This is a genomic window from Xanthomonas sp. D-36-1 (assembly GCF_017746155.1).
Classification (GTDB): domain Bacteria; phylum Pseudomonadota; class Gammaproteobacteria; order Xanthomonadales; family Xanthomonadaceae; genus Xanthomonas; species Xanthomonas cissicola.
The window spans coordinates 1-13657 of sequence record NZ_JAGHWR010000090.1 but is presented as its reverse complement, the minus strand read 5'-3'; the positions used below and the strand labels follow the sequence as shown (position 1 = coordinate 13657).

The following is a 13657-nucleotide window of genomic DNA, read 5'->3' as shown; positions in this document are numbered from 1 at the left end:
CTTGCCCCCCTCCCGTGCGGAGAGGGGGCAGGGCGATGGTTGGCAGGCGAACGGCGTGTCTACCGGGCCAGGTAGAACCCTGCGACCGTGTTGCAACGCCCACACGTCCTGCGGTTCTCGGGGAGCAGCGCAACAGCTGGCTTATCGGAACATTAATAAGCCCTATCACTCTTGGCTTTTGCGTGACGTGATTGCACACTCGATAGACCGTGGTGACTGTCGGCGTTGGGCCGGCCGCGCCGATGCGGCCGGCGGATTCCGGTCGTCGGAGAGCCTTGAATGGCGACGAGTGTGCGTATGCGGAATACCTTGACTTTGTTTTCGTCCAACGACGACGTGTTGTGCCACCGGGTTCGTCTGGTCCTGGCGGCGAAAGGGGTGACCTACGACCTGGTGCCGGTCGACCCGCAAAATCCTCCCGAAGATCTGATCGATCTCAATCCCTACCATTCGGTGCCGACGCTGGTCGAACGCGACCTGGTGCTCTACGCCGCGTCGGTGGTCAGCGAATACCTGGACGAGCGCTATCCGCATCCGCCGCTGATGCCGGTGGACCCGCTCTCGCGCGCGCGTCTGCGCCTGGCGATGTTGCGCATCGAGCATGACTGGGTGCCGCAAGTACAGGCGATCCAGCTCGGCAACAAGACGCAGGCCGAGGCCGGCCGCAAGCGCCTGAAAGAACTGCTCACCGCATCGGTGCCGTTGTTCAAGGCCAGCAAATTCTTCCTCAATCCGGAAATGAGTCTGGCCGATTGCGCGATGGCGCCGATCATCTGGCGACTGGACGCGTTGGAAATCAGCCTGCCCAAGGATGGCAAGGCGATCGAGGATTACGGCAACCGGATCTTCCGCAACCCGGGCTTTATCCGCAGCCTGACCGATCAGGAAAAGAAGCTGCGCGATCTGCCGGGCTGATGCGACGGCTGTATGCCAACAGACCGACTTCCGATTGCATGGCCGCCGCGACGGGCCATGTGCGGGTAAAATGAGGCAATGAGCGAAGATTTCCCCCGCATGACCAGCCATCGCCCGTACCTGTTGCGGGCCTTGGTCGAATGGATCAACGACAACGGCATGACGCCGCACGTTTTGGTGGATGCCGGCCTGCCCGGTGTGCAGGTGCCTGCCAGTGCCGTCAAGGACGGTCGCGTCGTCTTGAATATCGCCGAGCGTGCCGTGGTCGGCCTGCAGGTGGACAACGAAAGCGTGAGCTTCACTGCACGCTTCGGTGGCGTGAGCCATCCGGTGATGGTGCCGATGGCCGCCGTGCTGGCGGTCTATGCGCGCGAAACCGGGCAGGGCATGGCGCTGCCGGACGACATCCCCGGCACCAGCAGCGAGCCACCGGATCCGGGCACGCCACCGCCGAGCGCGCCGACGCCGGACGAACCGCCCAGCGGTGGCAAGCGCCCGCATCTTCGCGTGGTGAAGTAAGGAGCGCGCGCCACACCACTGCACAGCCGCAAGGCGAATGCAGGTCGGTGCTTGGAATCAGCAGGGGCCATTTGTAAATTCTGGTTCCTGCGTGCCGTCCACAGCCGGTGATGGCGTGTCAGGTTCGCTGGCTGCGGTGAAAGCGGCCCAGCGTATGACCTGCAGATCCACGGAAATGGAGGGTCTGATTGCACGTGCAGCGCACCTGTCGATTGCAGCGCCCCGGATGCGTCCGGCGCACTCGAGGACGCCTACGAGTACGACATCTATCGCTTCTTGGACGGCGAGCGTTGTCTGATTGCGCGCAGCTACATCGACACACCGAGTGAGGCGCATTTTCTCAGCATCGACGTTGCCGGCGAGTCGCGCCTCTTGAAGGATGCCGATCTGCTCGAGTCGTTGTGGCTGGTTGCCCAGTCGCAGCTGCGTCGAGAGGGCAAGCTGCAGTTGCGCTGGCTGAGCGGCAGGGACAATGGCTACGAGCCCGTCCCCGCGGATTCGACGCCTTTGGAATGACGTGGCGGCTGTGGAGTGCCGCCAACTGCCGGAACGACCAACCCCGCGCGCAGATCGCAACTGCGCGTAGCGCAGCTCGATGAGTGCTGAAAGTCAGGGGGAAGCTGGCCGGCCAATCGCTGTAACCCGGGCAGGTGAAGCTGCAGGGATGTCAGGTGTCAGCTCGCGCGTGACCTGCGTTGCAACCGCGCGCCTTACTCCAGCCGCTCATGCTCCGGGTGCAAGGCCCTGACGGTAGCGACCTGCGGCCCGGTGAAGGCAATCAGTTGATCGCCCCGCAGCACCAGCTTGCCGCTATGGCGATCCACGCCGTCGTGGGAATAGTCGAAACGGAAGGTGCGCTCGAAGCCCAGCCAGCCGCTGGGCATCCTGCACACGCGGATATTGGTGGAATGCACGCTCTGGTCCAGCCATTGCACGTCGGCCGCGCGGCAGGCATTGCGGCCGAGGATGTCGGCGCGTTCGGCAGCCGCGCGCGAAGAGTTCCAGAACGCGAACAGCGCGGCGCCGGCGATCATGAAAAGAATAAGGCTGGGCATGCCGTCAATGTGCCACGGCACGTGGCCGGCGGACAATCGCCGGGCCGGCGCCGCAGCGTTGCGAAGGCGTCGCCTTGTCGATGGCAGAGGCCGTCACCCTTGCGCTAAGAGCGGCTAACAAACGTAGCGAGCAGCTGTCAGGTGGGCGCGGACGGCGCGCTCAGAACCGAAGTGTACGAGTGGTACATGAGGATTCCGAGCACCGGCCGCGCCCGTCTGGCGGCTGCGCAGTAGTTTTGTTAGCCGCTCTAAATCGTTCACTACCGGCCTGGCCCATGGCTTGTCTGGACCGCTGCGCAGCCCCATTGATTGTGGTTGCCGCCGAGTTACATCCGCGCGCCTTGCCGTCATGATGAGCAACGGTGTCGGGCATTGCCAATGCATCCTGTCCTGCAACACTTCCATCCTGTGGTCGCTGCGTGGTTCGCGCAGACCTTCGCTGCGCCGACACCGGCGCAGATCGCTGCGTGGCCGGCGATCCAGGCCGGACGCCACACGCTGGTGGCCGCGCCGACCGGCTCGGGCAAGACGCTGACGGCGTTCTTCGCCGCCATCGATGCGTTGATCCGCGACGGGCTGGCCAATGGCGGTGCGTTGCCCGACGAAACCCGCGTGGTCTATGTCTCGCCGTTAAAGGCCTTGTCCAACGATATCCACCTCAACCTGGACGCGCCCTTGCAGGGCATCCGTGCGGCGCTGGTCGCCAGCGGCTTGCCGGATGTGCCGATTCGTGCGGCGGTGCGTACCGGCGACACCCCGCAGCGCGAGCGCGCGCAGGCGCGTCGCACGCCGCCGCATATTCTGGTGACCACCCCGGAGTCGCTGTACGTGCTGTTGGGGTCGGCATCCGGGCGCGCGTCGCTGCGGCAGGTGCGCACCGTGATCGTCGATGAAATCCATGCGGTGGCGTCGGACAAGCGCGGCAGCCACCTGAGCCTGACGCTGGAGCGCTTGCAGCGGCTGATCGCGCAGCCGATCACGCGGGTGGGGCTGTCGGCGACACAGAAGCCCATCGACACGGTGGCGCAATTCCTGGTCGGTGTCGACGCAGACGGCGTGCCGCCGCCGTGCGAGATCGTCGATATCGGCTACACCCGCAGGCGTGATCTGGCCCTGGCGTTGCCGCCCACGCCGCTGAGCGTGGTGATGTCCAACGACCAGTGGCTGCAGGTGTACGCCGATGTGGCCGCATTGGCGCAGCAGCATCGCACCACGCTGGTGTTCGTCAACACGCGGCGCATGGCCGAACGCGCGGCGCGGCATCTGGGCGATCTGCTCGGCAAGCAGCGCGTGTCGGCGCATCACGGCAGCCTGTCGCGCGAGACGCGCCTGCTGGCCGAGCAACGGCTCAAGGCCGGCGATCTCACCGTGTTGGTGGCGACCGCATCGCTGGAACTGGGGCTGGATATCGGCGATGTCGATCTGGTCTGCCAGCTCGGTTCGCCGCGCTCGATCGCCACCTTCCTGCAACGTGCCGGGCGTTCCGGGCACAAGGTCGGCGGGACGCCCAAGGCACGCCTGTTTCCGCAGACCCGCGACGAACTGGTCGAATGCGCCGCGCTGCTGGACAGCATCCGCCGCGGCGAACTGGATGCCTTGCGCATTGTGCCGGCGCCGGTGGATGTGCTGGCGCAGCAGATCGTTGCCGAAGCCGCATGCGAAGACTGGGACGAAGATGCGCTGTTCGCGCTGGTGCGGCGCGCGTGGCCGTTCGCCAGGCTGAGCCGTGCCACCTTCGACAGCGTGGTGCGCATGTTGTGCGATGGCTTCAGCACTCGGCTCGGTCCGCGCGCCGGGTACCTGCATCGCGATGCGGTGCATCGGCGCCTGCATGCACGGCGCGGTGCGCGCATGACGGCGCTCACCTCCGGCGGCACCATTCCCGAAACCGGCGACTACAGCGTGGTGCTGGAACCACAGGCCGAAAAGATCGGCACGGTGAACGAGGATTTCGCCGTCGAAAGCCTCACCGGCGATGTGTTCCAGCTCGGCAACGCGAGTTACCGCATCCTGCGCGTGGAGGCCGGGCGCGTGCGCGTGGAAGATGCCAAGGGCGCGCCGCCGAACATTCCGTTCTGGCTGGGCGAAGCGCCAGGTCGCAGCGATGAACTGTCTGCGGCGGTGTCGCGCCTGCGTGGCGAGATTGCCGCGCGGCTGGACACCGCGCCGCACCAGGCGGCTCACGACTGGCTGCAGCGCGAGCTGGAGATGTCCGCCGAAGCGGCGCGGCAACTGGTGGATTATCTGGCAAAGGCTTGCACGGCATTGGGTGCGATGCCACCCAGCAGCGCCTGGTGATGGAGCGCTTCTTCGATGCCAGCGGCGGTACCCAGCTGGTCATCCATTCGCCGTACGGCAGCCGCATCAATCGTGCGTGGGGGCTGGCGCTGCGCAAGCGCTTCTGCCGCACCTTCAATTTCGAATTGCAGGCTGCAGCCACCGAAGATGCGATTGTGCTGTCGCTGTCGACCAGTCATAGCTTTGCGCTGGAGGAGGTTGGCCGTTACCTGCATTCGTCGTCGGCCGAGCATGTGTTGATCCAGGCATTGCTGGATGCGCCGCTGTTCGGCGTGCGCTGGCGCTGGAACGCCACCAACGCGATGGCGCTGCCGCGCTTCAGCGGCGGCAACAAGGTGGCGCCGCAGTTGCAACGAATGAAGTCCGAAGATTTGCTCGCCACGGTATTCCCGGACCAGGTGGCCTGTGCGGAGAATCTGGTTGGCGAACGCGAGGTGCCCGACCACCCGTTGGTGGCACAGACCCTGGAGGATTGCCTGCATCACGCCATGGATAGCGAAGGCTGGCTGCAGGTGTTGCGCGGCCTGGAATCGGGCGCGGTGACGCTGGTCGCGCGCGACCTGGCGGCGCCGTCGCCGCTGGCGGCCGAGGCCTTGAACGCGCGTCCCTATGCATTTCTCGACGATGCGCCACTGGAAGAACGCCGTACTCAGGCCGTGCAAAGTCGGCGCTACACGCCGCAGACCAGCGACGACCTGGGACAGCTCGATCCGCAAGCGATTGCCGCAGTGTGCGAAGAAGCCTGGCCACAGCCGCGCGATGCCGAAGAAATGCACGAGGCACTGGTGGGGCTGGGCGTGTTGCCGGTCGCAGAGGCCACCGATGCGCTGTGGCAGGCATGGTTGGCCGCGCTGGCCGCAACTGGTCGTGCCAGCTGCATTGCCTTGCACGGCATCCCGGCGCTGTGGATCAGCGCCGAGCGCATCGACTGGTTCTTGCCATTGTATCGGCAAGCAACTGCGCAGCCGCCGCTGCAGGCGCCGGCCGATTGCCACGTTGCCGACTGGCAGCGCGACTGGGCGGTGCGCGAACTGCTGCGCGGGCGCTTGTCCGCGGTTGGCCCGGCACAGGTGCCGGCCTTGTCCAACGCGTTGCAGGTGCCGGAAGCAGAGATCGTGCTGGCGTTGGCGGCCTTGCAACGCGAGGGCTACGTCATGGCCGGGCAGTTCAGTGCGCACGTGCAGGCCGAAGAATGGTGCGAGCGCCATCTGTTGGCACGCATCCATCGCTACACGTTGGGGCGTCTGCGCCGCGAGATCGAACCGGTCTCGCAGCGCGATTACGCGCGTTTTCTGTTCGAGTGGCAGCACGTGGACAGCAGCAGCCGGGTGGCTGGGCCGGATGCGCTGGCTGGCGTGGTGGGGCAGCTCGAAGGCTTCGAGGCGCCTGCAGTGCTGTGGGAGAGCGAGCTATTGCCGGCGCGCATCCGCGACTATCAACCGGCCTGGCTGGACGAGTTGTGCACCGCCGGGCGCACGCTGTGGGCACGCTTGCGGCCCGGCGGCGGCCGCAGCGGCGCCGCACTGCGCAGCACGCTGATCGTGCTGCTGCCACGGCGCGAAGCGCAGCGTTGGAGCGCATTGGCGCGCGATGTCGACGACGCGCCATTGGGCTCCCGCGCGCAACGCGTCATGCAGGTGCTGCAGCAGCAAGGCGCGCTGTTCTTCGATGAAATCGCCGACGCGGCACATCTGATGAATACCGAGCTGGAAGATGCATTGAGCGAGCTGGTGATGCGCGGCCGCGCGCATTGCGACAGCTATGCCGGCCTGCGCGCGCTGCTGGTGCCGGCGTCCAAGCGACCGTCGGCACTGTCGCGGCAGCGTCGCCGCGCCAGCGCGCTGGGCATCCGCGATGCGGGCCGCTGGGCGCCGGTGCGGGCGCTGCCCGACTTGCCGCTTGCCGAAGCCGCGCAGCGCCATCAGGACACGCTAGAACACGTCGCGCGCACGCTGTTGCGGCGCTACGGCGTGGTGTGCTGGCGGCTGCTCGAACGCGAGGCCGCATGGCTGCCGCCGTGGCGGGAATTGCTGCGCATGTATCAACGGCTGGAAGCGCGCGGTGAAATCCGTGGTGGGCGGTTTATCGCCGGGCTGTCCGGCGAGCAGTTTGCGTTGCCCGAGGCGATTGCGGCCTTGCGCCGTGTGCGCGCGCAGCCGTTGCCGCAGCAGTGGATCTGCGTCAGTGCGAGCGACCCAAGCAATCTGCTCGGCAGTCTGCTGCCGGGCGAGCGGGTCGCGCGCGTGCCGGGCAATCGTGTCGCTTCGCTGGATGGGCTGCCCATGGCGATCTGGGCGGCAGACCGCTTCCAGACCTTGGAGGAGCTTACCCCCGAGCAGGCCGAGCAGGCGCTGCGTCTGCTACAGCGCGGACCGGGCGCGGCCGAACAATCGCCGATGGAGCGCTGGTTGGCTCAATCGCCGGCAAGCGCCGTGCCTTTTCCGGTCACGCGCGGAAGCCTACGCGATAAATAGCGGCTATCTGCAACCACCCAGCGCCATGGCGCATCCACGGCCTTGCGGATGCCGATGCGCGGCGTCGCCAATGGGTTGGACGGAGGCGGCGCGCCGTCGTCCTCGATCCAGAGCCGCGCGGCCGCAGTGCTGAGATCCAGCCCATTGTCCGCAGCGGTCACGCCGAACGCCTGCGCCAGGCGGCCTGGGCCGGTGGTCAACGCGGTGACCGGCGCGGCGCCGCGCGCGGCCTGCATGCGGTCGATACCGTCCAGCGGTTCCAGGGCGCGGATCAGCACCGCATGCCCGGGCGCACCGCCGCAGACCGCATTGATTGCCCAGTGCATGCCATAGATGAAATACACATACAGGTGCCCGGGCGCACCGAACATCACCCGCGTGCGCGGGGTCATGCCGCGGAACGAGTGCGCGGCCGGGTCGTCGCTGCCGCAGTAGGCTTCCACTTCGGTGATGCGCCCGCGGCGTCCGTCAGCGCTGACCAGCACCTTGTTGAGCAATTGCGGCGCGACCTGGCGGGCATCGTGGGCATAGAACGTGCGGGGCAGGGGCTGTGCAGGCATGGCAGAAGCATAGCTTCACGGACGTGATGTCCCAGCGGACTGGCCTGGACAGCGCACGGGCGAGGGTAGGGTTTTTCCGAATATGGGCTGTGACGAGCGCGTGATCTGTCACAAAAGCGCGGATTCGATTGGATGAATAGGCACTCCGGCCCTGACTGCATCTCAAGCGGGTTTTGTCGTCGCCGATAGCCATTAGCGATGGGTTAGACCAGCCGTAGCGCCATGCGCGATACGCGCAGCGCCATCACCATCCTGCAGCGCATGTCGCCCACGCACCCTTCTTGAGAGAACTCCCCAATGTTAGGCAACTTCAGAATCGGAACCAGACTGATCGTGGCATTCCTGATCGTCTCGGCCATCGGCGCATGCATCGGGTGGGTGGGCTATTCCAACTCCGGCCGCATCAGCGCGCTGTCGACGTCGTTATACGAGCGCGAGTTGCTCGGCATGTCCCACGTCAAGGAAGCCAACATCAACCTCATCTATGCCGGTCGTGCGCGCGCCAACCTGTTGTTGGCCAGCAGTGCAGAGGAGCGCCAGTCGCATGTGCAGAACATCGACAAATACACCGCCAAGGTGGTCGATCACATGGCCCGTGCGCGGGAGAGCTTCCAGAGCGAGGAAGGCAAGAACAAGCTGGCGCAATTCGATCGCGCCTGGCAGAAGTATCTGGACGAGCGGGGCCGCTTCATCGAGGTCGCCAACCGCGAAGCGCTGCGCGAGGCCAATCCGGAACTGGCCGCGCTCTCGCGCGCGGTCCGTGCCAGCTCGGACGAAGTGGATAACCTGATGACCGACCTGAGCGGCCTGCGCGAGCGCAGCGCCGCGGCGGCCAACGCCGAAGCCGGTGCGATCCACACGCGCAGTTCCAGGCTGCTGGTCGCCATCATCTGCAGCGGCGTGTTGCTCGGCGCCATTCTCGGTGTGGTGATCAGCCGCAGCGTCACCGGGCCGATCCGCCGCGCGGTGGCGGTGGCCAACGGCTTGTCGGAAGGCGATCTCACCATGCGCATCGATGTGCACGGCCGCGACGAAACCGCCCAATTGCTCGAAGCGATGCGCACCATGGTCGGGAAGCTGTCGCAGGTGGTCGGCGAGGTCAACACCAGCGCCGAAACACTTGCCAGCGCGTCGGAAGAAGTCAGCGCCACCGCGCAGTCGCTGTCGCAGGCAGCCAGCGAACAGGCCGCCGGTGTGGAAGAGACCAGTGCTTCACTGGAGCAGATGACCGCATCGATCAGCCAGAACACCGAGAACGCGCGCATCACCGACGGCATGGCCACCCAGGCCGCCAAGGAGACCGTGGAGGGTGGCGAAGCGGTGGTTGCCACCACCCAGGCGATGAAGCAGATCGCGCAGAAGATCGGCATCATCGACGACATCGCCTACCAGACCAATCTGCTCGCGCTCAATGCCGCGATCGAAGCCGCGCGCGCCGGCGAACATGGCAAGGGGTTTGCCGTGGTCGCCGCCGAGGTGCGCAAGCTGGCCGAACGCAGCCAGGTGGCCGCGCAGGAAATTGGCGAGGTGGCCAGTTCCAGCGTGGAATTGGCCGACCGCGCCGGTCGTTTGCTGGATTCGATCGTGCCCAGCATCAAGCGCACCTCCGACCTGGTACAGGAAATATCCGCTGCCTCCGAGGAGCAATCTTCCGGCGTCAGCCAGATCAATTCGGCGGTCGTGCAGTTGAGCCAGACCACCCAGCAGAACGCCAGCGCATCCGAAGAGCTTGCCGCCACTGCCGAGGAAATGAGTGCGCAGGCCGAACAGCTGCAGCAGAGCATGGCGTTCTTCCGGCTGGGCGGGCAGGGCGCGCCGACTGCGCCGCCCAAGCGCGGCAAGCAGGTCGCTGCGCGGCCGGCGCGTGCGGCGGGCACGCGTGGCTGGCGTAGCAACGCAGCGCCGGCGTATGCGATGTCCGAGGGCCCCGACGAAGGCCAGTTCGCGCGTTTCTGAGAGAGCGACCAATGACCGCACCGACGCTTGATGTGATGCCCGGCGACGCCGATGTCGCCGCGCAATATCTGACCTTCCAACTGGATGGCGAAACCTTCGCCACCAGCATTCTCGGCATTCGCGAGATCATTCAGTACCGCGCTCCCACACCGGTGCCGTCGATGCCGGATTGCGTGCGCGGGGTGATCAATCTACGCGGCGCGGTGGTGCCGGTGGTGGACCTGCAATCGCGCCTGGGGCGCGCGGACAGCGCGATCGGCAAACGCAGCTGCATCGTGATTCTGGCCACCGAGCAGGCGCAAGGCACGCAGGTGATTGGCGTGCTGGTGGATGCGGTCAATGCAGTGATCGAACTGGCCGACCAGGACATCGAGGCGGCGCCCTCGTTCGGCACGCATATCCGCCGCGACCTGCTGCGCGGCATGGGCAAGGTCGGCGAGCGCTTTGTGGTACTGCTGGAGATGGAGCAGGTGCTGCAGGTGGACGAGATCGCCGGAAATACCGACGCACTGGCGGCCTGAGCGACCGCCATGCCGCAGGGCGATCGGCGCAGGCTGCGTCGATCAGGCCCGCAGCTGCCAACCGTCGAAGCGGTGCACGTGGTTGCGGCCAGCGTCACGCGCCTGCTGCAACGCGTGCCGCGCACGGGCCAACAAGGTAGCGCTGTCGAGCGCGGTGGGCGTGGCAACATCCACCAGACCTGCGCTAAGCGTCAACGGGCCGGTCGGCCAGTGCGCGTCTGCTACCGCCTTGCGCACGCCTTCGGCAGCAGCAAGGGATGCAGATGCTGCGGTCGCCGGCAGCGCCACGCAGAATTGATCGCAGGCCAGGCGCGCCACGATTGCGGCAGGCGGAAGCTGCGCTTCCAGCAATGTAGCGACCTGCAGCAGGGTAGCATCGGCCGCTGCGGCGCCGGCTTGCAATTTTTGCCGCTTGAAGCCATCCAGTTCCAGCAGCATGAAACCCAGTGGCGCATCCGCGGCAGAGCTGGGCGCATCGGCAAGCGCGTGCAAGGCGTGCTCCAGCCCGGCGCGATTCCATCGCCCGGTGAGCGCATCGCGCAGCGCATCCAGCTCTACCAGCCGCGCGGCCTGTTGCAGTTCGAGGGTGCTGACGACTTGCCTGGCCAATGCTTGCAGCGCGTCGCGCTCGGCCACCGACAGTCGCCGCGGAACGCGATCCAGCACGCACAGGGTGCCCAGCGCGATGCCGTCCGGGGTCAACAACGGCGCGCCTGCATAGAAGCGGATCTGCGGCTCGCCTGTCACCAGCGCGTTGCCCACAAACCGCTCGTCCTGATGGGTGTCGCCGACTTCCATCACCTGATCGGGTTCGAGAATGGCGTGCGCGCAAAACGACAGCTCACGCGGCGTCTCGTTCTGCTGCATGCCGATCCTGGATTTGAACCATTGGCGATGCGTATCGACCAGTGAGATCAGCGCCATCGGCATCCAGCAGACTGCAGCTGCGATCGAGGTGAACGCGTCGTAGCTCGGCTCCGGTGCGGTGTCCAGCAGGCGGTAAGCATGCAGCGCCTCCACGCGCTCATCTTCGTTGGCCGGCAGGCGCGCTCCGATCGTGGCGTTGACGCCGCCTGGCAGCAACGTTGCGTGGAACAGGTTCAACGCGGGTGCCTCGGGTACCTGCATGCAAAACACCACCGGGAACAAGGCGCCATCAAGGCGATGAGGGTTAATGCGACAAGGCACTGGCCGATGCGATCGCTACCCTGGCACGGCACTGCTTCCCAGGGCAGCGGCATACCGGCGAGCGCCTGTCCGGATCTTGCCACAGGAGCGGCGTGGTTGGCCGGCGCCGGCTTTCTAGTTCCGTAGACGCAGCATTTTCAGCTGCGCGATAGGGCGCAACGCGCCGCCGACGATGCAGCACGGGGGCTCACCGCATCAGCGTTGCCGCGGAGCTGCCCGGTGCCAGATTGCAGGTTTGTCCAACTCACTTTCCCTGACCGGCCTTGCCAGTTGGGCGACGGCTTTGCTCGTCGTGCACCTTCAGATCTTCCTGGCCCGGGCGCTGCCTGGCGGCATCGTCGTGCCGGCGGTCTTGCTGGCTCTCGGTCACGCCGTGCGCATCGTCGGCGACCTCGTCGGGCTGTTGGTCTTTCTTGCTCATGGCGTGGGTCCGCTGTGGAGTGAAGCCGGACGTTAGCGCGCGCGATGTGATCTCCACGCCACGGCGACCGGCCCGCCTGCACCGCAGGTTGCCCCACAGCCCCCCTCAAAACGCGCAAGCCCCGGAAACATGAGGTTTCCAGGGCTCGTGCGTTTGACTCTATGGTGCGGAAGGCTCCCGAATAATACCTGCAAGTAGCTGTAATGCAATAAGTATTTCCGATGCGGTGAGTGCTGTTACCGCCATAGTTACCGCCAAGCTCATGCGGCTAGGCCCCGCGTACCATTGCGTGCGTCTACCGCTGCACTCATCCATGCGGCCACTTCTGTGGAGACCCATGCCGCAATGTTGCCACCGGGGAATTGTACTGGCTTCGGGAACTTGCCCGCAGCGGCCCAGGCATAGAGTGTGGACTTGCTCACGCCGACGGTGGCGATGACCTCGGGCAAGCGCATGAAATGATATGGCAGCGTCGTCTGTGGTTGAGTCGTCATGGCTTCCTTGAAATGAGAAAGGCCCGCTGCATGAGGTTGCAGCGAGCCTTTAGGTTGGTGTGGTGCCTGCCGTAGGGCAGCCTCCCTGGAGGGGGCGGCATGGGGGCGGCTGGGCCTTGGATGGTTGAAGTGACTGCCGCGTAATTTCGCAGCGAAAACCTTTTTTCTTCTCCCGCCGGCAGGGCGGTCAAGTCAGGCTTGGGCTGTCAGTTGTCCAGATGTGCCGGTTGCGCTGGGACAGCGGGTGTCCCAATTGGGACAGGGCGGTATGGTGGTGGGCTGAAGTGAGCAAGAAGATCCACCGATGCGAGTTGATCTGTGGCATTCACCTCGTCGTTCGCCAGCATCTCAAGCGCTCTGGCGCGCACGGCTGGGGATGAGCCATCCACCAGCTTGACGATACTGCGCGCGACCTTCTCCGCATCCCGGTCTAACTGCTGCTGCTCGGTACTGGGCAAGCTTGTCTGCCATGGGCTGTTGGCTTCCCGCACGTATCGCCACCTCGGCCAGCCAGTGCCGGGGTCAATCGACAGTGAATTGAACTCCGTTGGGACCACGCGGGGCAGATAAGTCACCATGCTGCCGACGGTGTTCTTGCTGATGCCGAATCGGCCTGCGATAGAGCGTAACGATTCGCCCTTTGGAAGCTCGTTGGCGCCTCGTTGCGTCAGGATTGCAAGGTACTGCCAAGCGGCATCTCGGCATTGTTCTTTGTGGAGGGCGAGTGATCTGCCAGTGCAGTTCACCAGCTTCGAGACGGCGACGGCCGCATGCCAGTCCATCGGCAAGATGCTCGCGGGAATTGTGTCTCGACCAGCCTGTCTATAGGCAGTTAGGCGATGGTGTCCGTCTACGAGGTACAAGCCGGGGGCCACAGACTCTGCGTGCCCGATATCCGCTATCCACACAGGGTCAAGTTGTGTCTGTTCCGATACTTCTAGCGCTAATCGAAGGGTGGCGATGTGCTGCTCGCGGCCCTGCTCGATCCGGCCCTTGTCACGAATTGGAACTATGCGGGTCACTCTGGGCTGCAAAGCGTCAGCGAGCCGAACATAGCTGATAAGTAGATGCTGTTGAGGGGTGCACCTGAATCGCTCAAGTGCGGCGTCATAGTTCATTGCTGGCCTCCTATTCGAGTCGCGGGAGACGCGCATAACTTAGTCGGCATCATGCCGGTGAGTCTGTTCCGTGTGCCGAAGTCAAGCGCGTCTAGGACAGCGTTGTGTCCTATAGGGGGGTAATCCCCCCACTTTTAG

10 protein-coding genes, 1 other RNA gene and 2 pseudogenes are annotated in these 13657 nt (G+C 65.4%); 6 read left to right on the top strand and 7 right to left on the bottom strand.

Features of this window, described 5'->3' with window-relative positions; translation table 11 throughout:
- Nucleotides 1–279: 279 nt before the first annotated feature.
- The 3 genes and pseudogenes from J7367_RS20105 (at nt 280) to J7367_RS20095 (ending at nt 1950) form a co-directional block, all read left to right on the top strand.
- Complete coding sequence (locus J7367_RS20105; protein ID WP_005915265.1) at nt 280–915, top strand: glutathione S-transferase N-terminal domain-containing protein; 636 nt, start codon at nt 280–282, stop codon at nt 913–915.
- 78 nt (nt 916–993) lie between these two features.
- Complete coding sequence (locus J7367_RS20100) at nt 994–1434, top strand: ClpXP protease specificity-enhancing factor (protein ID WP_007965679.1); 441 nt, start codon at nt 994–996, stop codon at nt 1432–1434.
- 188 nt (nt 1435–1622) lie between these two features.
- Nucleotides 1623–1950, top strand: a pseudogene (locus tag J7367_RS20095) (hypothetical protein).
- Between the two features lie 194 nt (nt 1951–2144).
- Here J7367_RS20095 and J7367_RS20090 read toward each other — a convergent pair.
- Both J7367_RS20090 and J7367_RS20085 read right to left on the bottom strand, forming a co-directional pair.
- Complete coding sequence (locus J7367_RS20090) at nt 2145–2525, bottom strand: DUF3301 domain-containing protein (protein ID WP_033481176.1); 381 nt, start codon at nt 2523–2525, stop codon at nt 2145–2147.
- Between the two features lie 76 nt (nt 2526–2601).
- A non-coding RNA gene (locus J7367_RS20085) (sX9 sRNA) lies at nt 2602–2677 on the bottom strand.
- Between the two features lie 190 nt (nt 2678–2867).
- On the opposite strand from J7367_RS20085, the pseudogene J7367_RS20080 reads away from it, so the two are divergent.
- Nucleotides 2868–7261 (top strand): annotated as a pseudogene (locus J7367_RS20080) (DEAD/DEAH box helicase).
- Here the strand turns inward: J7367_RS20080 and J7367_RS20075 are convergent.
- Nucleotides 7201–7821, bottom strand: a complete 621-nt coding sequence (locus J7367_RS20075; protein WP_042675594.1) for a DNA-3-methyladenine glycosylase — start codon at nt 7819–7821, stop codon at nt 7201–7203. The pseudogene J7367_RS20080 and the gene J7367_RS20075 overlap by 61 nt on opposite strands.
- A gap of 297 nt (nt 7822–8118) precedes the next feature.
- Between J7367_RS20075 and J7367_RS20070 the strand changes: the two genes are divergently transcribed.
- Both J7367_RS20070 and J7367_RS20065 read left to right on the top strand, forming a co-directional pair.
- Nucleotides 8119–9777, top strand: a complete 1659-nt coding sequence (locus tag J7367_RS20070; protein WP_007965688.1) for a methyl-accepting chemotaxis protein — start codon at nt 8119–8121, stop codon at nt 9775–9777.
- 11 nt (nt 9778–9788) lie between these two features.
- Nucleotides 9789–10298 (top strand): chemotaxis protein CheW, encoded by a 510-nt coding sequence (locus J7367_RS20065; protein WP_003485975.1) that lies wholly within the window; start codon nt 9789–9791, stop codon nt 10296–10298.
- 42 nt (nt 10299–10340) lie between these two features.
- Here J7367_RS20065 and J7367_RS20060 read toward each other — a convergent pair whose 3' ends face one another.
- The 4 genes from J7367_RS20060 to J7367_RS20045 all read right to left on the bottom strand — a co-directional run bounded on the left by J7367_RS20060 (nt 10341) and on the right by J7367_RS20045 (nt 13519).
- On the bottom strand, nt 10341–11447 hold the full coding sequence (locus J7367_RS20060) for a sensor domain-containing diguanylate cyclase (RefSeq protein WP_176215017.1): 1107 nt from the start codon (nt 11445–11447) through the stop codon (nt 10341–10343).
- A 283-nt stretch (nt 11448–11730) separates the two neighbouring features.
- Entirely contained in the window at nt 11731–11907 is a 177-nt protein-coding gene (locus J7367_RS20055; protein WP_042675596.1) for a hypothetical protein, read from the bottom strand.
- Between the two features lie 260 nt (nt 11908–12167).
- Nucleotides 12168–12362 (bottom strand): AlpA family phage regulatory protein, encoded by a 195-nt coding sequence (locus tag J7367_RS20050; protein WP_057678702.1) that lies wholly within the window; start codon nt 12360–12362, stop codon nt 12168–12170.
- 245 nt (nt 12363–12607) lie between these two features.
- Nucleotides 12608–13519, bottom strand: coding sequence for a ParB N-terminal domain-containing protein (locus J7367_RS20045; protein ID WP_017163762.1), 912 nt, complete (start codon nt 13517–13519; stop codon nt 12608–12610).
- Nucleotides 13520–13657 lie beyond the last annotated feature (138 nt).

Excerpts from the sequence above, each read along its gene's own strand:
- J7367_RS20070 (WP_007965688.1), top strand. The coding sequence starts at position 8,119 with ATGTTAGGCAACTTCAGAATCGGAACCAGACTGATCGTGGCATTCCTG.
- J7367_RS20105 (WP_005915265.1), top strand. The coding sequence starts at position 280 with ATGGCGACGAGTGTGCGTATGCGGAATACCTTGACTTTGTTTTCGTCC.
- J7367_RS20050 (WP_057678702.1), bottom strand. The coding sequence starts at position 12,362 with ATGCGCTTGCCCGAGGTCATCGCCACCGTCGGCGTGAGCAAGTCCACA.
- J7367_RS20045 (WP_017163762.1), bottom strand. The coding sequence starts at position 13,519 with ATGAACTATGACGCCGCACTTGAGCGATTCAGGTGCACCCCTCAACAG.
- J7367_RS20055 (WP_042675596.1), bottom strand. The coding sequence starts at position 11,907 with ATGAGCAAGAAAGACCAACAGCCCGACGAGGTCGCCGACGATGCGCAC.
- J7367_RS20075 (WP_042675594.1), bottom strand. The coding sequence starts at position 7,821 with ATGCCTGCACAGCCCCTGCCCCGCACGTTCTATGCCCACGATGCCCGC.
- J7367_RS20065 (WP_003485975.1), top strand. The coding sequence starts at position 9,789 with ATGACCGCACCGACGCTTGATGTGATGCCCGGCGACGCCGATGTCGCC.
- J7367_RS20100 (WP_007965679.1), top strand. The coding sequence starts at position 994 with ATGAGCGAAGATTTCCCCCGCATGACCAGCCATCGCCCGTACCTGTTG.